Genomic DNA, 26,539 nt, shown 5'->3' on the forward strand with positions numbered 1-26,539 from the left:
GTCCTAGTGTTCGGTCACGACGGCCTCGGGGCCGACCATGAAAGGGTTGAGGATGGTGGTGCCGCGGACCGTGCGGTCGTGCTGGTAATCCTCCGAGAGAAGATAGCGGCACCCGGCGCGCGTCGCAGCTGCGAGAATGATGCAATCCCACCACTGGAAGGTCGTCTCGGTCCGGATCGACCAAGCCCGCGTGATGAGTTCGAGATCGGTCGCGCCCTGCGAGAAGGGTTGCAGTTCCAGTGTCATCCGCCGCATCTCCGCGCTGTCGACGGCGACCTTCCCGCGCAGGACCGCGTTGTGGATCTCGCCGATCACCTGCGGACTCACGACGAGAGCCTCGCGGGCCGCGAGCGTTGCGAGCCAGTGCGTGACCGTCCGTTGCTTGTCCGGGTAACGATCGTCGCGGGCATACAGGAAGACGTTCGTATCGACGAAGACGAGGTCAGTCGTCATCGTACAGTTGGTCTCGGGTCGGTGCCTTCCCGTTCTCATCCAGAACGTGGAGAGGGGGCCAGCCAGGAACCGCTCGATCGCCTCAAGCTGCGTCAGCGGTCGGCCGACCCGCTGCTCGACGGCCTCGGCCACGAAGCGCGACAGGCTCTTGCCGTCGCGCGCGGCCGCGACGCGCGCCCGCTGCAGCAGGGCCTCGCTCATCGTCACCGTGACGTTCTTCATGGCAGCCTCCGAGGCCGATCCATATCGTGTTCTCGTGTTTTCGTGTCAATTTCTCGCGCCGAGCGTCTTCACGTCGTCCCAGCCGCGGCCCGCCATGGCGAGGTGGACCTTGTTCTGGAAGCTCGCATCCTCACCGGCGGCGAGCAGCCCGGCGTGGTCGGCAACCGCCCGGCAGAGATCCTCGACCCAGGGCTGCTCGGCCTTGCCGAAATCGTTGAGCACGTAAGAATGCACCAGCGCCTTGTCGCCGGGATGGCCGATGCCGAGCCGGACCCGGCGATAGTCGTTGCCGCATTGCGCGGTGATCGAGCGCAGGCCGTTATGGCCGGCATTGCCGCCGCCGACCTTCACCCGCAGCTTGGCGGGGGCGAGGTCGAGCTCGTCGTGAAGCACGATCACGTCGCCGAGCGGGATCTTATAGAAGCGCTGCGCTTCCGAGACCGAGCGGCCCGACTCGTTCATGAAGGTCGTGGGCTTCAACAGGATCGCCCGCTCCGTGCCCAGCACCACCTCGGCGGCCTCGCCCTGGAAGCGGTGGCGGAACGGGCTCGCCCGGTGCTGCCGGGCGATCGCGTCGATAGCGAGGAAGCCGATATTGTGCCGGTTGCCCGCGTAGCGCGCGCCCGGATTTCCAAGGCCGACGATCAGCCGCATGGTGGTTGCATCCCTGTCAGGCCGCGGTCTCTGGCACGCTTCCGCGCGCGGCGCATCCCCCGTGCGCCAGCGCACGGCGTCGGGCGAACCCGAAGCAGTACATCTCCGTTGAGAGGTCACATTCGGCCAAGCAAAGCCTGAGTGATCAAGACCGCCGCACCGACGATCTTCCTCACCCGACACGGTTGACCGGATGACTTCCCGTTGAAGTCATACGAAGACACCAGGAGATCATCATGACGATCCGCATGCTCGCTGCCGCCGCCCTGGTCGCCGCGGCCGCCACGCCGGCCCTCGCGCAGGGCCTGGACTCGAAGCACTCGCCCTACCCGGCCTCCGCCTATTCGGGCTGGATCGGCAACGCCCCGGTGGTGACGCAGGCCCCCGCCGATTACGGCCGGCCGCTCGCCTACCGCTACGCCGGCCCGCATGCCGGCGGCCCGGCCAATGCCCTGCCGCGCTACTGACGCCGCGGGGCCCCGGATCGTCCAGGGTCCCGTCGCGCCGGGCTACCGGGTCACCGACATCGTCGGAGGCCCGGACGGCGCGGCCATCCCGGCCGCGGCCGCCGCGCGGATCTGGCCGGGACGCAGCGTGCCGGCCAGGAGATCGACCTGACTCACCAGCCGGGTCAGGGACTGGCCCTGGTTCAGGTCGGGCCGCGCCGGCAGCGGCCGGTCGGCGCCGAGCGCCGCCAGGGTCGCGGTGATCCAGTCCCGCCAGATCCCGGCCTTCGGGTCCGCGGCCTCGGGGGCGTGCCGCAGCACGGTCAGCCGGGCGCTGATCCGGCGCAGGGTCGCGTCGGCCACCAGGGCGGATTCCACCTCCGGATGGTGGCCGGCCCGGGGCTGCTGCAGGGCGCGCGACAGCGCCGCCTCCAGATCGTTGAGGGCGAGGCCGGCCGCGCGGGTGCTGGCCAGGAGCGCGGCCTCCCGCTCCGGCCCGGGGGCGGCGCGCAGCACGGCCTCGGCGAAATCCGCGTGGGCCTTCAGCGCCCGGCGCAATTCCTGGCGGACCTGGTCGGGCTCCCAGATCGGCCAGAGCACCGTGCAGCTCGCCACCGCGATCAGGCCGCCCAGCACCGTGAAGCCCGCCCGCATGGCGACGATCTCCCAGGAGCTGTGGCCCGGCTCCAGCAACTCGACCAGCAGCACCACGAGCGGGGTCAGGCAGGTGACGAAGAAGCCGTACGAGATCTGGCGCGCCGCGAAGCCGACCACGCTGAGCACGAGGATCAGGCCAGCCTCCATCAGCGGGGTCGTGGCATAATAGGCGAGGACCGCGCCCGCGAGGCCGCCCAGCACCGTGCCGCCGATCCGCTCGAGGGCCCGCTGCCACGTCGCCGCGTAGAAGGGCTGCATGGTCAGCACCACGGTCATCACCAGCCAGTGCGTGAAGGCGCCCGCGTAGCTCAGGGTGGCGGCGAGCGCCGGCGCCGCGACCGCGCTCGCCCGCAGGGCATGGCGCAGGTTCGGCGAGGCCAGGGTGAAGTTCTGCTGCAGCGGCCCGACATAGCGGGTCCATCGGTCGAGGCGGCCGCCCTCGGTGAGCGTGCCGCCGGGCCGGTACCCCTCCGGCGCCGAGAGCTTGGCGCCGATGCGCACGCGCCCGACGATCCGGTCGGCGAGCCCCGCCAGGATCGGGTCGGCCGAGAGCCCCTCGGCCACCCGGGTGATCGAGTGCTCCAGGCGGGCGAGATCGAGGTCGACATCGTCGCGGATCGCCCGGGCGATGGTCACCAGCAGGGGGCGCAGGCGGCGCAGGAAGGTTTTTGCCAGAGCACGGCGGTGCGGGTCGGGCCGGCTGTCGATCAGCTCACCCACGGCGATCAGGGCGGAAAAGATCTGCTCGGCGCTCTCCAGGCGCAGCAGCGCCTGGGCGGTGCGGTCCGAGACGCGCTCGCGGGAGCGGGCGAGGTCGAGGATCATGGTCCGCGCGGTCTCGATGCCCGCCCGCACGCCCCGTCGGTGGCCGCGGGCATGGCCGTCGAAGGCGGCATTGTCGGGCTCCGGCAGGGCGACGAGCCGCTCGAGATCGCCGCAGAGGCGCGCGAGATCGTGCCAGACCTCCGCCACCGCCCGGTGGGCCGGCCGGTAGGGGTGCAGGCGCCAGATCACGAGGGCCAGGAAGGTCGCCCAGAGACCGCCGGCGGCGAACATCAGCACGGTGATGCCGGCCTGTTCGGGGGTGAGCGGCCGGTCGAGCGCGATGCACAGCACCACCACCAGGACGTTGCCGGCCGACTGCGCCTGCACGCTCCAGACCCGCGCGTACGCGCAGGCGAAGATCAGCGCGCAGGCGACCGGGACGACAACCGGAAGGCCCAGGGGCTTGAGCAGGCCGAGCCCGGCCCAGAGCAGGCCGCCGAGCAGCGAGAAGGCGGTGAGCACGCGCAGGCGTGCCCGCATCGGCCCGCCATTGTCGCAGAAGCAGGCGAGGTTGGCGGCGAGCGCCATGGTCAGCAGCGGCGGCCACTGCACCCAGATATTGAGCAGGATGACGACGCCGAACGCGAAGGCGGCGCGCACGCCCTCCACGAGCCGCAGGCCCCGGAGGTCGAGGCCGGTCGGCAGGCGCCGCAGATCCGCGCCGGGCCGGTTCAGGCTGCCCCGGCCCGCGGCGCGCTGGCGGCTCCAGGCGCGCACGGACGGCTTTTCTGTGGGACTCGGCGCGGTCAAGCTCGGTCTCCGGACACGGGCGCGGCGCCCCGGCATGAACCGCATCCGGACCTGTCCGGATCCGTCCCGCTTCGCAAGGCCCCCGCCGCGCGCAGGCGGGATCCGTGCCGGCCGCTGGTCCGTCCGCCGGCCGGTGCGTGCGCCCGCGCGGGTGCTTGACCCTCGGGCGAGCCCGTGGCTTCTGGGGCCGCCTGGCCTCCTGACTCCGTAGCTCAGCTGGATAGAGCAGCCGCCTTCTAAGCGGCAGGTCGTAGGTTCGAGCCCTACCGGGGTCGCCAGTTATCTTGTTGTTAGATAATCGAAATTCGCGATGAGCCGCCCTGGTTCGGGCGGATTTCGACTTGCAACGCTGTGCAACGGGATTCCTTATTTTACAAGGGCTTACCAACCTGTGCCGGCATGTCCGCGCAACACGGGCGGAACACGAGAGCCTTGAAGCCTCAGCGCGACCCGAGCGGCACGACGAAGTCGGATCCGGTTCGCCTCCACCATGGCTGCTCGCCAGCGGAGGACAAATGGGAGGGCAGACTTGCCATAGGTCCGAGCGAGCGATCTCGCCCGCAAAGCCGAGGCTAAGCTGTGGGCGGATCTACACACATGCATTGCCTGCGCCCTTGAGGGTCTGAGTATAACGACCGTCGCAGCGCCGGAGAGCGTCTACCCCGTTCCACAGCTAAGTTCCGCGTGTGCGACGAACCCCCAGGTGCCCTAATTTATCGATGGTGGCGACAATCCTGGATCGAAACCTCAGCGTCTGGCTTGAACGATGAAGGGCAAAAATGCTCATATTGATCCGAAATATCCGACGTCCGATAATCTGTCTTCCGGTCACGACGTTGCAGTCGGTATCCTCGGCGCAGCGGCATCCACGCTGGTGCCTTTCTCTGGGCCCGTGGTCCAAGGGATCATCAAAAAATACGTCGCGACTCCGACTGCCGTTCGGCAAGCGCATTGGTTCAATCGCCTCGGTGAGGCCGTATACGAACTTCAAACACGGCTATCCGGATTTGATCCAAAGTCTCTCGATAACAACGAAGAGTTTCTAACAGCTGTCCTTGCGGCAACACATATAGCATTGCGAACGCATCACGAGGAAAAGCTAGAGGCTCTGAAGAACACGGTCCTCAACACAGCAGCCGGACTATCATTGGACGACGTTGTGCGAGGAAGTTTCATGCAGATTTTGGAGCAATTCTCGGCCAGCCACCTTGAAGTACTAAGGCACATGTCTGGCAGCGAAGGAAGCATGTTTAGCACGGGCACGTCGCCTGAGGACCATATCACAGAATATCACGGAAACGTTGATTACACTGGAACAACTTTGAGGCTGCACCTTCGCTCGAAACTTGTGCCCGAAGTTATGGATCGCATCATGTTTGATTTAAATTCGCACGGCATGGTCTCCTTCGACCCGAAGAAGGGATCAAGTGACGGTAAGCTTACAACGTATATTGGCGACAGCTTTTTGCGTTTCGTTTCACCGCCAATTGTCAGCTGATGCTGACTGCTGTCGGCCGGTGCTCCGGCCACGGCAGTCACGCCCACGCCTCGGGCTTGTCATCGAATGGCCCGCTGATTTGACTGATCTCGCAATCGACTCAACAGCAGGCGTTCAGCACGGTCGAGCGCTGCCGGGAGCCAAAGAGGCAGGCGATCTCCGGCAGCGACCGGCCGGCGGCTGAGGGGCGAGTGATATACCAACGTGTCGAGCCCCCGCGAGTTCGGAAGCCCGGTACGAGCCAGTAAAGTCGCTTTGCGGGGGCTCGGTAGATTGAAACACACACCGGAGCGTCGGCTTGACATCACTATTCAAGCGATAAAGCGTATTTTTAGAAGGTTTGTCTCCGTATTATGGAGAACAAAAATGCGTTCGGCCTAGCAACTGTTGCTTTATACCTCCCGCTGTTGCTAAGATCCCTCGATTAGTGGCCTACTTCACCTGTGATTGAGCCGGTAGCGCCGCCGAGCCAGTGGCGGTCTTGAGTCCATTGACGACAGTCAGCATCCCGCCTGCGATTGTTAGTGCAATAAGGACAATCGTGACTATGAAACCTTTAGATGGAATGTGCTTTGCCGCTTCTTCGAGCCTAACTACTCTTTCTACGACTGGATCTATTTTGCCCTCGAACCTGTCCAGCCGAGGCAGAGAGAATGTAACTTGAGCTTCAAGAGCCGCCAGCCTACTTTCGAGAGCGCTGATACGAGCGGCGTCGGCCGGATCACTCATTCAAGCCGCCTCGATTAGACAGGGTAATTCGCTAAGACCCTGATCGCTTCTTCCAAAGCTTTCCTGGCCTCATCTATGGCGGCCTTTTTCAGCAGTTTGTCTGAAGGTATGCCCATTCCGGGCAATGGCACGGCGATATTGATGCTGGTAACGCGCTGAGGGTGACCAAGCGTCTGTCCTGGGCTCGCCTTGAACAAGGCGACAGACGCTTGATTCTGTAACAAATCGACGGTGAGGCTTGAGACCGAAAGGTCAGACATGGAGTCTCCGGCCGACGTGCTCTGTCTGGCCTTCTATGATACCGCTTTCCCATTCACGCAAACAAAAATGCGCCGAGCGGAAGCTGGTCGGCCTGGATCTCGGCGGCGCTGCATTTATCCGCGGTCGGGCTCTTCGCGGCCTCGATGTGGTGATAGGCCGCCACAACACCTGCTCGGCAATTGACTACGACCTACGTTGAAGCGCCACCATTCGAGTGGTTGCCGACGCCCCGCACGTCGAGGCGCTGGTGTCGGTGGCTGGCGGCGCCTTTGTCCACGCTATTGAGGCAGATGATTGGCGCTGCGTCAGCCGCCTAATATCTAATTGAGGCACGACCTTAGGCGCTGGAGTTCCTTGCTGCGTGCTCTAGAGCGTTTTCGATTTAATCTGGCTCATATCCTGCGGCTCTGAAGAAGTTGGCACATTCGTCAGGTGTGATGGTGTCGATGAGCTGGCCGATGGCTGTCCATAATCCCTCGACGGTGCGCTCAGCGGCCTTGCGCAGCAGCGCCTTGAGCTTGGAGAAGGCCATTTCGATCGGGTTGAAGTCGGGCGAGTAGGGCGGGAGGAAGAGCAGCCGCGCGCCGGCCGCCTCGATAGCCGCGCGCACGGCCGGCCCTTTATGGCTGCCGAGGTTGTCCATCACGACGGTGTCGCCGGGAGTGAGTTCGGGCACCAGCACGCGCTCGACGTAAGTCTGGAAGGCGTCGCGGTTGATCGGCCCGTCCAGCACGAACGGCGCCGAGAGACCCGACAGGCGCAGGCCTGCCACGAAGGTTGTGGTCTTCCAATGACCGTGCGGCACGCCCGAACGAAGCCGTTCGCCGCGCGGGGCACGCCCGCGGGTGCGGGCCATGTTGGTCGAGGTCCAAGTCTCGTCAAGGAACACGAGGCGGGCGGGGTCGAGGTCGGGCTGGTCCTGGAACCACGCCTCGCGGGCGGCCTTCACGTCCGGGCGGTCCTGCTCCGTGGCGTGAGCTGTCTTTTTTTGTATGTCAGGCCGCGCGCGTCGAGGAAGCTCCACAGCGTGCCCAGCCCGACTGGGAGAGCGCGCTCCTCCCGCAGGCGGACCCGCATCTCCTCCAGGGTGACGTCATCCCGCTCGGCGATCAGGGCGCGCAGGAACGCCTCGTGCGGATCGAGCTTGGAGCGGCGTGCCCGACCTTGCGGACGGGCCGCCACCGTCCCGGTCGTGGCCAGCGCCGCCATCCAGCGGATCGCGGTCGCAGCCCCCACCCCGAAGCGCTTGGCCGCTTGCCGGCGCGACGTCGCGCCTGCGGCGTCCACCACCCGCTCACGCAGATCCTGGCTGTAGGGTCGGCCCATGACGTGCTCCTCACAGGAAGCGCGCAATGAATCAGCCCAAATGCCCTGCGTGAACCCCAACAGTCCGACTCAGCTCATTCCGAAAACGCTCTAACGCTCCTTCTTCCAAGCCTTCCTAATCTCCTTCTGTTACCGGTACAGCGGGTGCCCCGAGGCCCGGCGCTTAACACGCTTCGTTTTCAGGCTTCGGGCGGATCGGCTCCTTCGACCGGGATGTAGGGCAGCCGCAGTGAGGTCCGATGATCATCGACCGCAGCACTCGATTAACGCGGCCAACGGGGCAGACGCGATACTGCCCGGAGCGGAACGGGCCTTCTGTTCATTGCCCGAGGCGCCCCGGATCGCTTATCAATGCCTGAGGCGTTCGACGCGCCGTTGATGAGCCTGCGACAGGTAGGATCAGTGGAATTTTGGCATGTTGTTTATAACAGTAGACGGGGACGACATTGGCCAGAAGATATCTGCATGTTATCTGAATAATGACGTCGAGTCTCTGTCTTTGTTAAATGAATTTGTGCAAAGTATCGTCAGAAAAATTGCAGATTATCTCCAATCCGAGGGGTTCAAGATCATATTTTGCGCAGCGGACGGAGTTGCGGGTTTTATTGATCTGCCCGATTTAGATCTAGCTAGAATTTACAACCGAATTTCTAATTTTTCCGAAAGACAGCTGACATTCTCGGCAGGAGTTGGGGCTAATTTGCGTGAGTCTTACTTCGCCTTGTCTTTTGCAAAAAGTAACGGGAAAGCACGCATCTGCCAATTTAAGGATCTGCCTTGATATGTTTCGCATAATCAACTTTGTGTACGTGCTGCGTTATGTTGCAATCGCGACTACATTCATCAGTATCGCGTTCTATGAGCTGTTTCGACGGATGATCGGTCATGAATTGCCGCTAGTGAGGATTTTGAGCATAGCTCCCTATGTGGCGCTCATAATAATCTTGTGTATGACGACCAATTTGATTGCTAGAAATATTTGGAAGATCTGGTCGAGATTCGATTCATCCCTTTACCCGGATTTGAACGGCACCTGGGAGGGCGAAATCATCACAGATCAGGGTGTATCTATACCTGCTCGGGCATTAGTTCGTCAGACTTCGATATTGACTCAAATCGATCTTCATACGGAAACTTCCAAATCTGTAACGCTGGAAACTACACCTGTTGTAGAGAGCGGGCAGTGTAAACTGTATTATACATATAGATCAAAGCCTAAAAATCCAGATTGGAGTCAGTATACTGGATCTACGATTTTCGATGTGCGCGCATCGATGGAACATCCGCATCGGCCGCTGGAGCTTTCCGGTCATTATTTTACCGACAGGAGAACGGTAGGTAGGGTCATTTTGCGGCAGGTAGATAGTAAATTAGCAAAAGATGTTTCGTATTACTGAGCCTTCAGGCGTTCAGCTTTGGGATTTAGCGAGAGTTCAGACGCCATTATCGCGCGCGGGCTTTCTCACGAGAGCCGCGCCTCAAGCTTCGCGATAGCCGACACCGCCAACGCGTTCGTGCGCGCGAGATAGCGATCAATAATCCGCTGAGCGCTCTCCAAGGCGTGGCCCGTGATCGAGGCGATCTCCGGCACGGTGCAGCCAGCCTCCGCAAGCATGGTAACAGCCGTACCGCGGATGTCGTGAAAGTGGAGGTCGGCCGTGATGCCCGACCGCTGAAACGCTCGCCGCCAAGCAGTCTTGAAGGCCTCGATCGTCCAAGGTCGGCCGCTCGGCGACAGGAGGATCGGGCACATCTCAACGTCAAGCCTAGCCGCCGACGCCAACGCCCGAAGCTCATCGAGCGCAGTCCTCAACGCCTTCGTGCAAGGGATAAAGACCTGAGCGCCCGTCTTCGACTGCGTTAGCCGAATGGCGCTGCCATCGTACTGGCCCCACCGTAGCGCGATAAGGTCGCCGCGACGCTGGCCGGTGTGCAAGGCTACAAAGGCTGCGAGTCGGATCTCCGGCCGCGCCTCGGCGTTGAGCGCTGCGAAGTGCTCAGGAAGCCACAACGTCGCCGAGCGGTCGACCCCGTAAACCCGCCTGAACGTTGCCAGCGGGTGCTTGTCGATCATCTCGCGGTCAAAGGCGAACTTCAGGATGCGCGCGAGGCGGACGAGCTTGCCGTCGGCGGCCCGCGGATGCTCTTCCGCAAGTTCATCGCGCCATTCGAGGAAGATCGCGCGAGCGCCTTTCTGCTCAACAGCCGCCAGCGGCATGTCCCCGAATTCGCGCTCGATCGCGTTTATGTTGAACTGCTCGGTCTCGCGCGTCGATGCGGCGAGCTTCGTCCAGTCGGGTGCAGACTGATACGTCCGGATAAGCGTCGCGATCGTGCGGGTGCTCGGCCGTGGGGGACGGAGTAGCGATGCGGCTTCACGATTAGCCCGATCGAGCATGGCCTTGAACGCCGGGGAGGCGGGGTCGTCCGGCAGGCGATGCCCGGTCGCGCGGTGGTAGTAATAAACCCGCTCGGCTCCGCTCGCGAGCTTGCGCCGGATCGGCTTAACCCCTTCGATTGCGTCGCTCATCGCGCTTCTTTCTCCACTCTTCGAGCGGGTCGGCTTCAGGCTGTGGGATAGGAGTCGACGCGCGGAGGCTCCCGAGTTGCGAGAGCGCGTCGATAGCCGAGTCAATCGCGTTCCGGTCCCAACGGGCCGTGCCCGGCAAGGGGTTGGGAATCCGGCCGTCTTTCCGCCAGCGGTCGAAACCGCGCGGCGTGAGACCGAGGTATTGCGCGGCCTGGATCTTCGAGAGCAGCCGCGGGGGCAGGGCGGTGTGGGCCGCTAAGTCGCGCCGGTCAGCTTTGCGCATGAGCAATCCCGTTGTTTGTATGCCGGGATTGTCTTTGAGTCCGTTTAATGAACAGTTCGACGGATATCAGTCACTAGCAACTGGTATCCGTCAGTATTAATCGTTCAGAGAGCCGTTCTGGGCGGACTCGTACTCCGCCAGAATCATCCGCATCTCACGGCGAACCGTGCTCGCGATCTCGTTTGCGTCGCCTCCGGTCGAATTGACCGTGAGGTTCACGACGATGCCGCCGCTTCCGTCTCGTGAGGACGACTTCGATCGAGACTTCGAAGCTTTGACCGTCGCTTGAGCGTGATCCGCCAGGGCGGTCACGCGCGAGGCGAGCCCGGCGTGACGGCCGCCGCCTCCGCCGTGCGCGCCTCCACCGGACGCCGCGTGCTTGGCGGCGCCTTCCTGAGCGTCACGGATGATCTTGCCGACGGCGACGCTGCTCGGCCCGGCGATCGGGTCGACGGTCGATCCGCCAGCGCGGGCCGCTGCAAGCTCGCCAGGGTGGCGCTTGAAGCCTTCCCAAGCCCCGAAGCCCTGTGTCTTGCGAATCCATCCGGCCATCGTCCGTTGGTTCTCGGGCGAGAACTTATCGTCCCATCCGAGGCCGGTCGCCTTCATGGCGTCCTTCATCGTCCGGCCGACGATCTGGAAGGCGCCAAGCGCCGAGGACGACCCGTGACGGGCGCGGACGCTTCGGCCGAACTGATACGCCTCGCGGAGGTTCATGTCCGTCAGCGGCTTCGAGGGCGAGCCGTAGCGGCCATATCCGAGCACGGTGTTGTAGGGATCGCGGCCCGACGTGCCCTCGGCCCGCATGACGGCGTCATACCACGACTTTCCGCCGCCGCCCGGCTCGCCCTTCGGGCCGTTCATCCGCTCGGCGAGATTGTTCAGGTTGGAGTGGCTGGTAATGCTCCCCGAGCCGGCCGGCCGGAATAGCTCGGGGCCCTTCTCGCCGACGAGGTAGGTCTTCCCGGCCGACACCGGACCGCCGCGCGCGCGGTGCCCGTCGACAGCCGGCGCGCCCGGCGCCGGGGTCGTGCCGCCGAGACCGACCGCAGACAGGGCGGAACGCCATGCCGAGCCGACCGCGGCCTTCAGCGCGTCGACGAGCGCTCCGGTAGCGCCGCTGATCCCCGCAATGATCTTATCGACAAGCTCCCCGCCAGCCTTCTTCCAATCGAAATTCACGAGCGCGTCATAGCCCTGCCGAGCGACCGCACCGATCTTCTCCGGCAGGCCGGTGAGCGCGGTCACGACGGCCGCGGCGCCCTGGCCGGCCCACTCGCCCCATGCCTTCCACTTCGCGCCGGACTCGTCGAGCGGGCCGAGGAGGTTGTTTACCCACTGCCATGCCTGCTTCAGGTAGCCGACGATCGTCTGAACGTTTTGCGCGTTCTCGGGGCCGAGCGCCTTCATGAAGGCGTCGCCAAACGACTTGAAGAAGGTCCCGAGCCCGCTCAGGTTGTTATAGACCCACAGGCCGAGCGCCGTGAGCGCAACCGTTACGGCCGCGACCGAAACGCCGATCGGCGAGAGGACTGCAGCGATCCCGACGAAGGCGCCGCGGAGCAACGTCACGGGAAGCATGAGGATCGCGCGGCCGAGAGCGACGAACGATCCCGCCAGGGCCGCCAGGACGCCCCGCACGCCGCCGACGGCGCCGAGAGCAATGATCCCCGCGGCGAGAGCGCGAAGCCGCCCCACGGCCCCGATTGCGCTCGCAACGGCCAAAGCGCGGACGGCGCTCGCGATCGTCAGAAGGCGAGACGCCAAGCCGAGCGGCGCGGCCAGCGCCAGAAAGCCGAGCGCACGAGCGAGTCCGGTCACGCCGAGCAGGAAGCTCGCGATCCGCACGGCCGCAAGCGTGGTGAGCGCCGCCGCGATACCGGCGACGATCTTCGCCGCTTTGGGGTTGCGCATGAGCGCGGCCGAGACCTGATTGATCCCGCGCGCAATCGCGATCAGCATTTGCGCGACCGGCTTCATAAGCGGTAGCGTCAACGCTGCCCCGATATTCGTCAGAGATGACTTGATCGCCAGTTGCGCGAATTTCGGGTCGTTGAGCAGGCTCGAATTATAGTTTTCGTTGACGGAAAGGACCTGATTGATAAGAGCTTCGTCTTTCTTCAGACGAGCGCGATCGGCGACCGTCGAAATCGCCGCGACGAACGCATTCGCCTTCGTGTTCTTAAAGAGCGTATTGAGCGCGGCGCCGAGCTTGATCGGATCTGTGAGATCGACGCCCCTCTTCTGAAGCTTCGGAAGAATGGTGTCTTCCATCCACTGAAGCGGGTCCTGATAAGCGCCGCGTGTATTCTCGACTGCCCCCTCTTTCCAGCCCTTGACGTCGCCCATCTTATTTTTGATGAGCATATTCTTATTGACGAGGCCGAGCTTGACCCACTCGGCCGCCTGTGCGTTGTCCGAGATCTTGCGGCCCGAAATGATCGTGCGGAACGCGGTCAGGCCGGTGCCGACCTTGTCGCCGCCCAACTCCTGAATCATCGAAGGCGCGATCCGGGTCAGGAAGCGTTCATTTAACTGCCGGATACCGACCTGAGCATTGCTCGCGAAGGTGTAGATATCCTCCGGCTTCAGACGGCCGCCGAAGAAGGTCATCGCCTGCGTCAGCTTCTCGGCCTCGCGCCGATACGTCTCCGGGTTGCTGGCGGAACCCCGGATTTCAAGCGCCTTAATCATCGAGCCGAGCGCGTGCGTCGGGTCCTCGACGTGAACGGTGTTCTTCAGGACGTCGGCGAGCTTCGAGTTGAAGGTCAGGTTCTCAAGAGCATGGTGATAGTCGCCGAAGGCGCCGGTCGTCTCGTTTAGGAGCTTGATCCCGTTCACCATCGTCGACGTCGGAAGCTCCGAGATCGCGTCGGTCGCGGCCTTGATCCCCTCGGCGATCTCGTGCGCGGACCGGCCGGCGTTCCGTAGGCCCTGGATCTCGTGAGCGAGTTCGGCGCCGTCGCCGAAGGCGTGCTTGCAGCTGAAAGCGAGGCCGCCACCGGCCGCCATTGCAGCCGCGGCCTTCATGCTCTCGCCTATGCCCTTCATCGCGGCCTTCGCATCGGCCGCGCGCTTGAGCATGTGCCGATTTAATCCGTCGAGCTTGCCCTGAACCGTATTGATCGCGTTCGTAAAGGACGGGGCGACGCGACCGCCGACGTTGACGAAGACGGAAAATTGCTTTGCCATGATGCGTCAAGCCGAATGACGAAGTAGAAAATCGTCGACCTTCGCCGCGTCGGCCTCTTCCATCTTGCGGAGGACGTCGCGACTGCAGCCCGTCACTATCGCCGCGAGGGCCATGCCGCGGGCGTATCGGGTGAAGTTCCCGCGGCGAGCCCGCCGGAAGTCTTCAGCGGTCGGCGGGCGAACGGTGATGACGTTGTGCGTTACCCCGTCCGACTCGATTGGGTGATCGAGGGTGATCTCAACGCCGCCGCTCATCACTGCTTCCTCGGCCAGAAGGCGTCCGCACCGAGACGAGCCGTGGGCAGGCGTAAGCCCTCGTGGGGCGAGAACCCCTTCCGGCCCGGTCGGGTCTGGCCGGGGATGATTGTCCGCTTGGTCCGCTTCTGGGCGCCCGCGATGGAAGTGAAGCGCCCCCCGTTCCGCTCCCCGAACACGCCGATCAGTCGCCACCTGCCGTTCTCGTCGAGATAGCCCCACTGCTCTTCTTCCACGACCCGATCCGGCTCGACCGCGTCCGGCTCGGTCAGGAACCGTTCGCCGATCCCGACTACTCGCGATGGCCGTTTGAGCGCGGGATCGTCACGCGACGCCGCGCCGATGGTGTAGTTCGTCCCGTCGACCTCAACGGCGATCTCGCGTAGGGCAGCCGCCACTTTGGCGAGCCTTGCTGCGTGCTTCTCGTAGTCTGCCAGGAGCTTCGGACCCTCTTCGTCGACCCGGCGCTGAGCCGCATTGGCACGCGCGGACAGTGCAGCAGCGGCCTCGCTCTTCTCGGCCTGCTCGCGGACAGCCACAAGCTGCTTAATCTGCGCCGTGAGGCGGGCTTCCGAGCGCATGGCGGCGGCAAGCTCATCATCCGCCTCGGCGTGCTGCTCGTCGGTCATGTCGGCGACAAGTTCGAGCGTGGCGCGGGCCCTGGCGATGCGGGCCGGTACGTCACGAAGCTCGGCCTCGGCGTCGGCAAGGGCAGCGGCGACCCTGACGGAGGTCGGCTTCTCCGCGCCGAAGATGCGAGTGAGGAAGGACATCAGTGATCCTGAGACGGTGAGAGGCGGAAGGGATTAGCGAGAGCCGGGAAGCGCGAAGCCGTTGCGGCCGGCGGTGAGTTCGGCGGGCGCGGACAGGCCGGCTGCGTTCATGAACTCGGCGACCTCGGCCGGCGCGTAGCGAACGGTATGGGGACCGACCCGGATGGGCCGTGGGCCAGTGCCGTCACGGTCCATGCGGCGCAGCGTCCGCGTGCTGACGCCGAGCATGCCGGACAGGTCCGGCCGCGTCAGGCACTGCTTGAGTCTGATATTCATTGAAGGCTGTCCCCATCGGGTGTGGGGACATATGCGGCCATATCCGGCCACCTGTCGGGGTCGTTTCGGTATCCTCATGGGGCTCTGCTGCCGCGTTAGTCCGTCTCAGTCTGAAAAGGACAACGAACTTGTGGACAGCGCTGCCGAATTTACTGTATTCAGGAAATTCGACTGAGGGAGAAAACGGCAATGGCTACGGAAGCCGTCAAAAATGCCGCTGAGCAGGCGCCCATAGCTTGGGACAACATCTTCAGCGTGTTGAAGAAAATAATAGAACTTACGACCTCGGATAATCTCGGGAGTTTTCTTTCAGCTGTTGGTATAGTTGTGCTATTTTTCTGTGGCGGTGTTGCATACAAGTTGATAAAATCGAATCCTGCTTCTGTAATGCTCTGGCACAAGTTGATCCTATTCGTTCCAGGCGTTCTGGGTATGCTGCTCGTGGTTGCCGGTCCCGCTCTATCATTGTACCAACAGGCTCGAAAGTCAGAGGTAATTTATAGATCTCGTGCAGAACAATTTGAGAATTTTTTCAAAAACGACGTTCAGCCAGAAATAATACTTGAAAATCTAAAGAAGAATACAAGGGTATCGAGGTTCATTAGGCTTATTGCCTACGATCCTGCCGAGCGCCCAGAGCTATCGCTTGAACGTCTAAGCTACATCGGCCCCTTGAATCAACGCTATTCCTTTGTGGCGGATTACGATGAGCTAAGAGGTTATACGGGTGCGGAGGCTTTGCGGAAAACCGGGATTCGCTATGTGGATGGCCTTAAGATCAGCGCCGTCATATTTCCCGCTGATCAGATCAAAGAAATAATACCAATGAATGCACGGGGTTTGATGCAGGTCATAAACTCTGTTGAGCAAACGTCTCAGCTAAAGCCGTCTTTCGACGTGACCGGGAAGCTGTCGAATATCTGGCCTGCTGCGGTTAGCGGATTGAAGGACAAAGAGCGTTTGGAGAGTTGGTCATGGACCGAGTACGGTCGATTTTACAAATATTACTGCTCTTTGTCTTACGAATTCCGGTGCAACACGGAAAAATATCCGGCTTCCACACTCCTTGGCACCCTAACGCACGATTGGCATCCATTAGGCTTTGCCCGTCACGCAAGCCGGGGAGGCAATACATGCTCTGATGATAATCTGCAGCGCTCATCTTGCGAACTTTCTGAATGGCCCGCTGACGAAGAGTTCTTAAAGAGCGTGGGCACTAGAGCATTCATGATTCCGAATTTGCCGATCTCCTCTATCAAGGGACGAATTTTGATAGATTTCAGCAATCCAACTGTTCAAAAAATTCCTTCGCTCCTTCCCGATGGCATCAGTCCGAACGAATTTTTTACAGCAAATCCGGTGTCTTCGTTGCAGGTAAGATAGATTATTCTGTAGCCTCCAGAATAGCGGTATCAACTGCTATTCTGGCAGAATATGAACAAGCGCCCGAACCACAAATCAACTGCTCAGATTCCACCCGGAACAGAGGCGCCATCCTGACTAGGCGACGCCTCTCGTACCTTCGAGCCAGGTGCCGCAAGCTCTGTCTCGATCCTGGCGAAGGTGCTCTTCACGCCCGCAAGCTGCGCCTCGATCACGGCCATATCGGTGTCGTCGAGGTATTCCCGGTCCTGAAGCTCGACGCTCAGACGAGCGAGGCTGTCCGCTGACGCCTTCAGCAGAAAGCCGACCATTCCGATGATGAAGTTCGGCCGGGGCTGCACACGTGGGTAAGGTCTGAATGAGAGATGCATGATCTAGATCCTGGCTGGCGCCGGTCTTCACGCCGGCATAGGCAGAATCGACTAAGGGACTGTTCGAGTGGAGCCCGATCCGGTGGCGTGTGACATACAAAAAGGCGGGCGATCGTAGGACCGCCCGCCGAAGTTCACGCAGGGAGACAGGAACCTATCTAAATTAGCCGATGGCGCGAGGTCGTTCGAATCGCGGTCAGTGGGATTGTTTCACGCGACATTCCCGCGCCACGCGGCCATGATCGTCCGCACTGCAGCCTCACCATCGTCTCCGCCGCCGGCTTCCGTGTTGGGCTCGGCCGTCCGGTAGGCTTCGAGGATCAGGCCGACCGCCGCTTCTTCCTCAGGGTTGCCGCCGCTACTGACCGGCGCGCGCTGGCGGGCGGCGTCGAGCAGCGTCGCCGCCGGATTGTCGTTGTCGTCCGCGTCGGGAACGTCCGTGAGCATAGGTGGCCTGATCGCGGCGAGCATGGCCTCCGCCGCGCGCTCACCCTCGATCCGAGCAAGCTCGGCGGCCGATGGCTTCGGCTGCGGTGGCACGGGCGCGATCGGCAGGGCCGGCACAATGCGAGGCATGGCGGGATGAACGGGCATGGCGCGGGGGGCCTTCGGTAAGGGGCTGATGGGCGGAACGTGGCGAGCCGGGGGTGCGGGAGGCGGAAGGTGAAGCCGCTTCACTGGCCGGCCCGCAACAAGGTCCGCCAGGACCGATTCAGAGCTCCCGAGAGCGTCGGCCATGCCCGCAGCGACGGCCGCGGCTCCGATCAGCACGTCGCCCCGGCCGAAGCCGTCGAGAACGTGCGCGACCGTCACGCCGCGGTTGTCCGCCACGGCCTCGGCGAAGACCTGAGCGAGGGCGTCGACGCGCGCCTTGATCCGAGCGTTGCCGTCTTCGGTCGCCGGGTCGTTGACCTTGTAGGGGGACTGCGAGGACACGAAGTCGAAGCGCCGCACGCCGGCCCGCTCGTCGCGCGCACGGGTGTCGGGGATCGACATGCGGACGCCGATCGAGCCGACGGCCGCGCTCGGGCCGAGCACGATCCTGTCGGCCGCCGAGGCGATCCAATAGGCCGCCGAGGCGCCAACGTCGGCCACATAGGCGACGACCGGCTTCTCGCCGCGGGCCCCCTTCACGGCCGCGGCAAACTCGGCCACGCCCGCCGCCTCGCCGCCAGGAGAGTCGATCGCGAGCATGATCGCCCGCACGCCGGGAGCGTCGACTGCAGTCCTGAGGTCGCGCATGAGGCCGGCGTAGGACGTGCCGCCGATTAGGGCGGTGAACAGATTGTCCCTCTTGAAAAGGGGGCCCTCGATCGAGATCACTGCCACTCCGTCGCGGACGCGCCCGCGCGCGGCGCCGTCGAGGCGTTCCCCGCGCGCCGCTGCGAGGGCTGTAGGGCTAAACTCGTGCTCCCGGCTTGCGATCTCGAAGAGCCGGACGATTGCCGGCTCATCCATCGCCCACGCACTCACTACAGAGGCGTCGTCAATCAGGCGGCGCATGGCGAAGGGCCTTCTGACTGGCGGATGATCGAGACCTCGGCCGGGATGAAGACGGGGGCCGGCTCGGCCTGAGTGGGGACCCGCTCGCGCACGCCCGCCGCGATCATCGTGACCGCCTCGATCAGGCGGGGCATTTCCGTTCCGAGCCGGTCGGCGATCGGCTGAAGCTCGGCCAGGATCTCGGGCGGCAGGACGCGGGCTCGCGGCACCGGCACGAAATCGAAGCCGAGGAAGCCGAAGACCGCTTCCAGGGTTTCGAGGCCCGGCCGGTTCTTCACGCGCCACGCCTTCAGGGTCGAGCGCAGCACGCCGGACCCTTGCTCGATCTCGTCATAGGTGACGCGCTGGCGAAACATTTCCGAGAAGACGAGCTTGACGTGAGGCCCGACACGCGCCGGGACCGTCACCTTGTTCTGGCGCTTCTTCCGCTCGGGGTTGCGCCGAGAGATCTGAATGCTGTGTTTCATGCCGCGAGTGTGCGGCCGAAGGTGGATTTCGGAGAGGCGGATCGAGTAGCTATGTTTTAGCGTGCGGGCTGCCCGCAAGCGTCCCGAATGGCGAGCATCATGCCGATCACGCCCCTAAGCGCTCACGATGCGCGCGATAGACATCTTCATCTTGTTCAATTCGATGGCTTGGGACTGCGATTCAACCGCGTAACCGATAGGACCGTATGGCACTACACAAATATTGCAGGCTTGAACGGCATCTTGTCGACGGGTTCCTTGTGGTCGTCAGATTATAGATACCTAAACGATGCAAGCGAACTTACTTTTGGGCTTGAGATTCTGGAAATGGTTGCTGCCCATGATTTGGAAGATGCTGGACTATCGCCAGAACTTCGTCGCGAAATCCTGATGGAGATAGCGTTGATGAAACGCAGCAATATGAGCATGTATGTACTGACATGCTCATTCTGCATGCGTGGAAACGTGCTTTCTCAATGGAGAGCCTATGCGAGGCAGGATGGCATTGCGATTGGATTCCAGAAAGATCTGATAGAAGAACTTGCCTCTAATCAGGGCTTCACAAGCGGCATGGTCTATTACTATTGGGCGCAGAGCCAGCAGGATCTTCCAGTTGAACGCCGCTTCCCGGCTTGGTTGAGGAAGCGGGTTGGCTTGTTGTTGCAGCGTCTTGCCGAGCTTGAGAGATCTGCAGCGGCGTTCGATCAGGCTATGGATGCTGGCGATGAGACAGTTCCGTTTGCCTCCCTCCAGCAGAAAGGGGCGCTGATAAAGACGTGGTGCGCCGAAACCGCGGCTTTCATCAAGCATCCTGCTTTTGAGGAGGAGCAGGAATGGAGGTGCATGAAAGTGATCGATGAAACAATTCTGATAGGGGAAACACAATTAGAGCATCGGGCATCAGGAAGCCGAATCGTGCCGTATGTGCGGTTGGATCTCCGCAGTCAAACCGTAAGAGATTGCGCGGTGCGGCAGCTTGTAATCGGTCCGAACGCCGATGGTCCCGCGACGATGCATTCCGCCGGTTTTCTAACGCACAGATACGATCTGCCTAATGTCAGCATTTCGATGCCTTTCCAGCCGCTGCGCCCCTAAATCGGTGACGGTTGGCGCTTGATCACCGTTCCCGCGAGTGCTGAAAATCCAATCGTCGGCGCTGTCCATGAAAGCGTGCGCTCCATGGATGATGCCGGTCGGGGGCATCAGACTGAGGTCGATCTTCGCGGCCCCGACCCGGTTTTCTGGGTTCGTGCGGTCTTCGGCAGCGTTCAACTCGGCCATTTCGGCGCTCCCGCTGTGCCACGGGAAAGAACATGCTAGTCGGCGGGGCGTGTGTCGGGGCTGTTTTAGTCGCCCTATAACGACTAGGTTGATCGTTGACGGCCCAGCCTCCCCGTCGCGTCCAGAGGCAAGCCGCCAGTGTGCACAAGCGAAGATTAGACCATTGCGATGCTGAAAATATTAGTAACCGCAAATACAGCTATCCTCGTTCTGGTGGTGGCGATCGTAATACTTCCGCATTCCGAGATGTTGCGACCTTTGGCATCGCTTCCTACCGCTTGGGGGAGCATGATCGGCGCAATAATCGGTCTTTTCGGAGTCGCCTTTACTGCGAACCGGGGCTTCTTTAATATCATAAAGGCACAAGAACACAGGGCAGTAATCGAAATTGAGGCTAGAAACCATCAATCTAGATTGAACGTCGCTGCAAAGAGACAGGAAGAGAAAGACAAGGCGAACTCGCTCGCGTTCGGTCTCGCTGCTGAATTGTCGGTACTCGCGCACGATATTGAGCGAGCCTCAGAAATGAAAAGGGTCGTTGCTGATATAGTGCGAAAATTCGGACCACGGGCTGACAAAGAGCTTCTTAGACTTCAGGCTCCGCGGTGGCGAACCGCAATCTACGACGCGAACATAAATAGCCTAGGCGTATTAGGGCCGTCGATCGCTGGGGATATCTATTTGGTTTATTCAAAATTTACGGGCATCAATCCAGCAGCACGCTCTGAGCCGGTGGAGTATGAGACTTTTTTGAGGCTTACCGATAGCACCATACAAGAATATCTTGGCGATATGCAGGATATAACGCATGTTCATAAGCGTTTGATGACTTTTGCATCAGGAAAGCCGGACCCCGGCCCTCTATGGGCGACAGAAAAGGCACGCAAAAAGCGAGAAGCCCAATTCGGCAAAGAGAACGCAGATAAGCTTATTGATTTTTACAGCCGCGGTCTTGAGAGCGAAATGGGCCCGACAAGTAATAAAATGGTCTAAAATTTCTTGTGCCTAGCGGACTGTCGAGATCGCGCGTCAACCGCCCCCCTACCCCACCCAGAGGGACCCGTGCTTCTCGACGCCCAAGCTTCCGTGGTATCCGTCTCATTGCGGACGTGTGCAGTTAACGCCGACGTCGAGGTTGCGGCAGACAGAACTTGCTTACATATGTGTATGGAACAACGCGCCAAAATTCTGTGGGGTCAATCTGTTTGCAAAACCTTTGGCAAGCAATTCGATTGAGTGAAAGTTCATAGTCCAACGAGGTTACCAAGAGCCATTATAAAAATGAAGTACCCAGAAATGCTGATCAGTAGGAACGCGGCCGCGAATGTGGGGCCAAGTACGATGCCAAGTGATTGAAGGGGCTGTTTTTCTATATCGAGCACATTCGACAATGTATAAAGAGATCGGCATCCAGCGAGTGCCAGCCATATTAGGCAGTAACTTAGAATTATTGCGTTGAAAACATTAAATCCGCCTAAAAAAGACAGAAAACCGTCGCCCCAGAATGGCCTGTAGATAAAGCGTACTGCAAACCACGCCAGTGCATACTTGATTATCAAGTTTGCTAGCAATGTCGCTGGCCAAATTCTTCTCAGGCGTGGGATCGACAGAGAGTTGAGAGAATTCCGGTCAACGAGAAGACTGGCATATATGATCGGAAAGCAAATTAAGGAAGAAGCTTCTAGGATCCATACGATAACCGATAGTAAATATTCCGTGTCGCTCCAATTTATTCCTCCTTGAAGCCGAGTTATAGCGAATGATGTTAGTGCGAGTAGATAGGATACGGCAAAACAACGAAGTGAAATTTGTCTTGTGCCAAACAGCAGAGAATATATAGCAGATAAGTAATCGTATGAATGACTAAACTTGTTTTGCCTGAGGAGTATCTCCGCGGCCTTGTCCCTAAACTGTGGTTTGATTCTACTCTCGGCCCAGGCGAAAATCCCATAGATACCTGTGCAGATGGCTGCACATGAAGCCAATAATGGTATTTTGTTGATAAAATCCATCATGGCGGTGTGTAGATTTGCAAGATGGTGCCCAAGAAGCATCGATATGCTTCCATATCAGAGCGTAGTCACGTTCTCCAAGAGGGTTAGGACAGCACGTCCGATACCGTCCGGCAAGAAAAATTTTGTTTGGAACAGTACTCGTCCGACGCGCTCGAAGGCTGAGGGTTCTCCGCCGTCCCGTACGACGTGCTCAAGCGGCATACCGTGCTCGTCGAACCATCGCTTCAGGGCCGGCTTACCCTTCGGCCCGTTCGGCAGGATGAGCGCTGCGCTGTCAGGGTAGCGCCCCCGACGCTTGTAAGTGACCCGGCTGACGGTGGCCCCTACATCTATAGAGAGACTCCTTATAGATGTAAGGGCCACCGTCGGCTCGGTCTCCATTCCGCGCGCCGCCTTCCGCGATGGCGCATCCTCGGGAAACGCCGCTTCGATATCGCCGGCCCCGGTCAGAATCACGCCTTCTGACGCCATGATGCTCCAAGAGCCGGGGCGCGCGTCCTCCCACGTCTCGACGCCATCGACAGCGAAGGGCAGGGGCACATCGCACAGGATGTCCAGGAAGAACGGAGCGTCGGCGCCGCGCCGCAGCGGGCGCAGGCGTCCAACTGCCTGGATTACGTTAGCCTCGCATGTCTGCCAGCGCAGGGCCTCGGCGACGGGATCGGGGTGCTGATACCGCTCAACGGCTACGGCGCCGCCGTTCCGAAGCCGAATGCCGCCCTCCACTCGGTCGAAGAACGCCTTGCGGCCATCCTCAGTCACGGTCGCCTGCGCCGGCTCGCCGATCAGCACTCCCGCATCGATCTCCATTGCCATCGGCGGAGGTAAAGTCCGGCCGATCACGATCAGACCGGCTGCTTCGCGCCAACGATCGAGACCGGCAAGCGCATTGAAGTGCCCCGTCTCCACGTTCTTTGGTAGTCCGGCGTGCTCAAGAAGCGTGATCGCATCCTCTTGAGCAATCACCGCTACAGTCCGCGGAAAGGCGAGCGCCGCACGCAGCACGACGAGCCGCCGAAGATCGCCGATCGCGCGCCGGTTGCCCTCCCGTTCTGTAAGGCCGAGCTTCGTTGACGAAACCGGGGCGCCGATGATCTGCCGCACCCGGCCGTACGGGCTCCACACAGCTGAGATCGACGCCTTCAGGTCTACCGGCATCCCGAGCGCCCTGGCGAGCACGTCGGCTGGCGGCGCGGTTGCGTCCAGGATCAGGGTTGGCGCGTGCCATTTCTCATGAACCGGCTTCAGCGCCCGGTGCTCAATGCAGCGAGCCTTTGACGCGTCATCGCGCCTGAGCAACATGCGGCCGCTCGCCTCGGCTTCGCCGTCAAGGAAATCGGTTAATCCGCGCCACACAGACGTCAGCGCCGAGACCTCGCGGTTCACCGCTGCGGCTCGCTCAGCGCGCCGGGACCGTTCGGAGGCATCGAGCCCCGGATGAAGCTCGGGATCGAGGCGGCGGCGCCATTCGAGACGGTGTGCCTCGCGCGCGTCGTTGGCAGTCAGCCCTGCGCCCGCCATGGCGGCGCGCGTTAACGGTCCGTCCGGCATCGTGCGGAGTACGCCAACGAGACACGCCCGGAGCCGATCGAGAGTGACGGCGTCCTCGCCACCGTCCGGTAGCGCGGCGGCCTCGATCGCATCTAGGGTGAGACGCGTCGGCTTGTTCGGTACAGCGCCGGAGGCGAAGCCCTCGTCGATCACGAGTGCATCGGGCGCAGGGATGAGCGCGGGCCGATCACGGAAGAGCATGACGTGTGGGACGATCCACACCGCAGGCTCAGCCCGGCGCTGGCGCACGTAGCCACAGGCATCGAACATGGGGCAGCGTATCGCGGCGCTCGTTCCCTTAGGCTTGGTCTCGCAGGCCGCGGCGTAGACGCTCCATACCTTCGCGCGCTCGGCGTCCCGAACGGCAGGAAGGTTCCTGCACATCGCCTCGCCAGCCCCCTCGGGATCTTCGCGGTCGCGGCCCCGGTAGACTTGTGCGTCGATGCCACGAGCGGCGAAGCGGGAAGCGACCTCGTCGCCAAGTTTGACCGTCGGCACGGCGTACACGACTGCGAGACCGCGTCGGACAGACTTAGCCGCCGCCTCAATTGCGACCTCGGTCTTTCCAATGCCGGCCTCGATTCGCAATGCCGTCCCGCGCGGTTTCGGCGGTAGCCTGAGCGGGTTTCCCTCGTGCTCGATGAGGTAGGCCCCAAGTGCATTCTTGAAGCCCGGCGCCTCGTGGGTGAAGAAGTCCTCGATCAGCCGACGAACCTCGGCTTCAGCCTCGGCCAGCGGCCGTGCCTCGTCTGGATAGGTTGGATCGGTGGCGACGATCTTCGGCCCGAGCGATACCTTGCGGCGTCGGATACGATCGAGCGTGCCCCGCGCCTTTGCCGCGGCATCTGCGCGGGCCCAGACCCGCCCGCCAACGTCGGGGCGTGCTGATGCGAGGAACCGCCCCCAGGCGAGGTCTGCTACCGCTTCCTCTGTCAGGGGCAGGCCGCCGTCGTGAAGCTCATTGGCCGCACGCCACACGAGATTGGTGAGCCACGCTTCGCGACCGTCGATCACGAAGCCCTCGGCATCGCGGACGATCTCGGCGCTCTCACCACCGGGCCCGCGTGCCTGCCTTCCACCCGTCTTCGAGAGTGGCATGAGCGCGTGGACGCGATCGACGAAAGCCTTGATCTGCGCGGCCGTGACCTCGGGGGCCGCGTCGGGCCCGGCCGTCAACGGGCTCTCGGGGCCGATCCAACGGTAGGGTCGGCCGGTGCCGGGATGGATGCCGAAGCCGACGAACTGTGATCCGTCAGCCAAAATGTCTAAGCCAGCGCCAGAGCCGTCGTTCGCTTTGAACGCCCGCTTCGGGAACGCCTCAGCCGCGCGGTAGACGAGCAGCAGCTTCGGTGCCTTGCCCTGCCGGCTGAACGGGGTGTCGCCGAGGCACGCGCGCGCGACCGCCTCGATCTCCGCAGCGAGAATGGGATCGGTCACGTCGACGTCGATACCAACGACGGTGCCGCAGGGAATGCCAGTGCCGGGCGCGCGCGAGAACTGGCGGTCCCAAGAGGCAACCGCACTCTGAGCGGGACGAGCCGCCTCGAAGCCCGCAAAATCCGCCCAGGCTTTCAGGGCCGGCCGCTTGCCGGCCGCCTTGCCGGGCGCATCGTGAGCGAGGATCGGCAGAGCCCCCCAGCCGTTCGCCAGAACCCTACTCCGCAACTGATGAGGGGTCAGGCTCTCGACACCGGACGGCCAGCGGGTCGCCCACTCGCCCGGCGAGATCGCTGCCGATGAGGCTAGGATGCCGGACACGCGCCGACTCTCAGCCGTCCAAAATCGCACAAGTCCAGCAGAAATCCGTCACGGAGTGTGCGGACCAATACTCTGCCAGATGGGCTATAGAAACGACCCTACAAGCGTGCGTATTCGCTTGCGGACCATTCGCGGCTCCGCCATACATTGGAAGTTACCTGATTGATGCACGACAGAAGCGCCCGGCGGCTCCAACACCGGGTGCTTCGCTTTTTACGCAGGCTGCGATGGGGTCTTCAGCCGCGGCGTCGCTTTGAGGAAGTTGGCGTAGTCCTCGTGCAGCAAGATCGTCGCTCGGCCGAGCTTCCGTGCCGGCAGGCGGCCGGCCGCTATCTCCCGGTAAAGGGTGGCGCGGCTGATCGGCCCGTTCGGGCGGGCAATCTCAGCAATGCGGTAGGCATCACGCACGGCGACCTCGTTGCTCGGCGTCTCAGATTGTCTCAGGCTATCCGTGCGAGGGCCCCGGCGAGAGGCGTGTCGAATCTCCCCTCGATCCGCCTGCGGAAGATCAATCGTCGGGATCGAACTCGATGCCGAGTGTGCTGATCTCGCGTTCGACTCTTTGAAGCTCGCCGCGAAGATGTGCGAGGACTGGAGGCCAGGCCACTCTGTCTAACGCACCTAGCAGATTTGTATTGCATACCCCGCCAAATGAAACGCGGAACCGAAGATTTCTGCTAATCATCGCCTTCAATGTGCGCCGTTCCTCCATCAAGTGAGGGACTTTTTGTAGATCTGCGTACTTCATCGGTGTCCCTTTCATTAAACAGTCGGCGAACCCATCTGTGAAGCCGCGGCGAGCGATGCGGCGATCCGCGCCACGAGCGGCCCGTCGAAGCCTTCGAGGTCAACGGCGTGCCGTAAGAGCGCCATGCGCTCGAAGGCATCGCCCGGTGCTGCAACGGCCGCCTCGATCGCCTCCCGCGTTGCGTTGCGTATGGCCTCAATGGTGGCACGGAGGCCCTGGGCAGCTTCCGGCATGGCCACGGCGAGAACGGCTTCCTCCGCAGTAAGCGTCGCCGCAAACGCCCCGAGCAGAGCGGCGATGGTCGAAACGGTCATGTTCAGCCCCAATTGCTT

Annotated in this window: 24 protein-coding genes and 1 tRNA gene; 8 read left to right on the forward strand and 17 right to left on the reverse strand. The window is 62.0% G+C overall.

Going from position 1 to position 26,539, the window contains the following annotated elements; translation table 11 throughout:
- Positions 1-3: 3 nt before the first annotated feature.
- The gene (locus M6G65_RS25605) at positions 4-675 is read right to left on the reverse strand and encodes a PIN domain-containing protein (protein ID WP_250103054.1); all 672 of its coding nucleotides are present in this window, start codon (positions 673-675) and stop codon (positions 4-6) included.
- Positions 676-720: 45 nt separating this feature from the next.
- Positions 721-1,329 (reverse strand): aminoacyl-tRNA hydrolase, encoded by a 609-nt coding sequence (pth, locus tag M6G65_RS25610; RefSeq protein ID WP_238200004.1) that lies wholly within the window; start codon positions 1,327-1,329, stop codon positions 721-723.
- Between the two features lie 236 nt (positions 1,330-1,565).
- Between pth and M6G65_RS25615 the strand changes: the two genes are divergently transcribed.
- On the forward strand, positions 1,566-1,796 hold the full coding sequence (locus M6G65_RS25615) for a hypothetical protein (RefSeq protein WP_192710376.1): 231 nt from the start codon (positions 1,566-1,568) through the stop codon (positions 1,794-1,796).
- 42 nt (positions 1,797-1,838) lie between these two features.
- Here M6G65_RS25615 and M6G65_RS25620 read toward each other — a convergent pair whose 3' ends face one another.
- Positions 1,839-4,043, reverse strand: coding sequence for an FUSC family protein (locus tag M6G65_RS25620; RefSeq protein WP_250103055.1), 2,205 nt, complete (start codon positions 4,041-4,043; stop codon positions 1,839-1,841).
- A 165-nt stretch (positions 4,044-4,208) separates the two neighbouring features.
- Here M6G65_RS25620 and M6G65_RS25625 point away from each other — a divergent pair.
- Both M6G65_RS25625 and M6G65_RS25630 read left to right on the forward strand, forming a co-directional pair.
- Positions 4,209-4,285 (forward strand) — tRNA-Arg (locus tag M6G65_RS25625).
- A gap of 488 nt (positions 4,286-4,773) precedes the next feature.
- Positions 4,774-5,505 carry a hypothetical protein gene (locus tag M6G65_RS25630; protein WP_238200006.1) on the forward strand — a complete coding sequence of 244 codons (732 nt, stop codon included), beginning with the start codon at positions 4,774-4,776 and terminating at the stop codon, positions 5,503-5,505.
- A gap of 432 nt (positions 5,506-5,937) precedes the next feature.
- Here M6G65_RS25630 and M6G65_RS25635 read toward each other — a convergent pair whose 3' ends face one another.
- From M6G65_RS25635 to M6G65_RS25645, 3 genes are all read right to left on the reverse strand, one after another.
- Positions 5,938-6,234, reverse strand: coding sequence for a hypothetical protein (locus tag M6G65_RS25635; RefSeq protein WP_238200007.1), 297 nt, complete (start codon positions 6,232-6,234; stop codon positions 5,938-5,940).
- 14 nt (positions 6,235-6,248) lie between these two features.
- A complete protein-coding gene (locus M6G65_RS25640) occupies positions 6,249-6,494 on the reverse strand; it encodes a hypothetical protein (protein ID WP_238200008.1) in 246 nt (81 codons plus the stop codon).
- Positions 6,495-6,877: 383 nt separating this feature from the next.
- Positions 6,878-7,821 (reverse strand): IS630 family transposase gene (locus M6G65_RS25645; RefSeq protein WP_238200384.1). Its coding sequence is split into 2 segments (ribosomal slippage): positions 6,878-7,485 and positions 7,485-7,821, totalling 945 coding nucleotides; the frame shifts between segments, so codons are not numbered across the junction.
- A 415-nt stretch (positions 7,822-8,236) separates the two neighbouring features.
- On the opposite strand from M6G65_RS25645, the gene M6G65_RS25650 reads away from it, so the two are divergent.
- Positions 8,237-8,602 carry a mCpol domain-containing protein gene (locus M6G65_RS25650; RefSeq protein WP_238198368.1) on the forward strand — a complete coding sequence of 122 codons (366 nt, stop codon included), beginning with the start codon at positions 8,237-8,239 and terminating at the stop codon, positions 8,600-8,602.
- A gap of 94 nt (positions 8,603-8,696) precedes the next feature.
- Positions 8,697-9,218: a Cap15 family cyclic dinucleotide receptor domain-containing protein gene (locus M6G65_RS25655; protein WP_238198371.1), complete on the forward strand. Its 522-nt coding sequence runs from the start codon at positions 8,697-8,699 to the stop codon at positions 9,216-9,218.
- 65 nt (positions 9,219-9,283) lie between these two features.
- On the opposite strand, the gene M6G65_RS25660 is transcribed toward M6G65_RS25655, so the two are convergent.
- From M6G65_RS25660 to M6G65_RS25680, 5 genes are all read right to left on the reverse strand, one after another.
- A complete protein-coding gene (locus tag M6G65_RS25660; protein ID WP_238198373.1) occupies positions 9,284-10,351 on the reverse strand; it encodes a tyrosine-type recombinase/integrase in 1,068 nt (355 codons plus the stop codon).
- Between the two features lie 379 nt (positions 10,352-10,730).
- Positions 10,731-13,826 (reverse strand): lysozyme family protein, encoded by a 3,096-nt coding sequence (locus M6G65_RS25665; protein WP_250103056.1) that lies wholly within the window; start codon positions 13,824-13,826, stop codon positions 10,731-10,733.
- A 6-nt stretch (positions 13,827-13,832) separates the two neighbouring features.
- The gene (locus tag M6G65_RS25670) at positions 13,833-14,081 is read right to left on the reverse strand and encodes a phage tail assembly protein (RefSeq protein WP_238198377.1); all 249 of its coding nucleotides are present in this window, start codon (positions 14,079-14,081) and stop codon (positions 13,833-13,835) included.
- The gene (locus M6G65_RS25675; protein ID WP_238198379.1) at positions 14,081-14,854 is read right to left on the reverse strand and encodes a hypothetical protein; all 774 of its coding nucleotides are present in this window, start codon (positions 14,852-14,854) and stop codon (positions 14,081-14,083) included. Before M6G65_RS25675 ends, M6G65_RS25670 begins: the two co-directional genes overlap by 1 nt.
- A gap of 33 nt (positions 14,855-14,887) precedes the next feature.
- Complete coding sequence (locus M6G65_RS25680) at positions 14,888-15,130, reverse strand: helix-turn-helix transcriptional regulator (protein WP_238198380.1); 243 nt, start codon at positions 15,128-15,130, stop codon at positions 14,888-14,890.
- Between the two features lie 189 nt (positions 15,131-15,319).
- Here M6G65_RS25680 and M6G65_RS25685 point away from each other — a divergent pair, with 189 nt between their 5' ends.
- A complete protein-coding gene (locus M6G65_RS25685) occupies positions 15,320-16,513 on the forward strand; it encodes a hypothetical protein (RefSeq protein ID WP_238198382.1) in 1,194 nt (397 codons plus the stop codon).
- Between the two features lie 83 nt (positions 16,514-16,596).
- On the opposite strand, the gene M6G65_RS25690 is transcribed toward M6G65_RS25685, so the two are convergent.
- From M6G65_RS25690 to M6G65_RS25700, 3 genes are all read right to left on the reverse strand, one after another.
- A complete protein-coding gene (locus M6G65_RS25690; RefSeq protein WP_238198384.1) occupies positions 16,597-16,884 on the reverse strand; it encodes a hypothetical protein in 288 nt (95 codons plus the stop codon).
- A 210-nt stretch (positions 16,885-17,094) separates the two neighbouring features.
- Entirely contained in the window at positions 17,095-18,342 is a 1,248-nt protein-coding gene (locus M6G65_RS25695; protein WP_250103057.1) for a S49 family peptidase, read from the reverse strand.
- 32 nt (positions 18,343-18,374) lie between these two features.
- Complete coding sequence (locus M6G65_RS25700) at positions 18,375-18,854, reverse strand: hypothetical protein (protein WP_238198387.1); 480 nt, start codon at positions 18,852-18,854, stop codon at positions 18,375-18,377.
- Positions 18,855-18,953: 99 nt separating this feature from the next.
- Between M6G65_RS25700 and M6G65_RS25705 the strand changes: the two genes are divergently transcribed.
- Positions 18,954-19,949 (forward strand): DUF2971 domain-containing protein, encoded by a 996-nt coding sequence (locus M6G65_RS25705; protein WP_238198389.1) that lies wholly within the window; start codon positions 18,954-18,956, stop codon positions 19,947-19,949.
- 354 nt (positions 19,950-20,303) lie between these two features.
- Positions 20,304-21,128, forward strand: a complete 825-nt coding sequence (locus M6G65_RS25710; RefSeq protein ID WP_238198391.1) for a hypothetical protein — start codon at positions 20,304-20,306, stop codon at positions 21,126-21,128.
- A 1,076-nt stretch (positions 21,129-22,204) separates the two neighbouring features.
- On the opposite strand, the gene M6G65_RS25715 is transcribed toward M6G65_RS25710, so the two are convergent.
- From M6G65_RS25715 to M6G65_RS25725, 3 genes are all read right to left on the reverse strand, one after another.
- Positions 22,205-25,459: a bifunctional DNA primase/polymerase gene (locus M6G65_RS25715; protein WP_238198393.1), complete on the reverse strand. Its 3,255-nt coding sequence runs from the start codon at positions 25,457-25,459 to the stop codon at positions 22,205-22,207.
- Between the two features lie 213 nt (positions 25,460-25,672).
- Complete coding sequence (locus M6G65_RS25720) at positions 25,673-25,867, reverse strand: helix-turn-helix domain-containing protein (protein ID WP_238198395.1); 195 nt, start codon at positions 25,865-25,867, stop codon at positions 25,673-25,675.
- Between the two features lie 354 nt (positions 25,868-26,221).
- The gene (locus tag M6G65_RS25725) at positions 26,222-26,521 is read right to left on the reverse strand and encodes a hypothetical protein (protein WP_238198397.1); all 300 of its coding nucleotides are present in this window, start codon (positions 26,519-26,521) and stop codon (positions 26,222-26,224) included.
- Between the last annotated feature and the right edge of the window lie 18 nt (positions 26,522-26,539).

The sequence above is a fragment of the Methylobacterium tardum genome (genome assembly GCF_023546765.1).
In the GTDB taxonomy this organism is placed as follows: Bacteria; Pseudomonadota; Alphaproteobacteria; order Rhizobiales; family Beijerinckiaceae; genus Methylobacterium; species Methylobacterium tardum.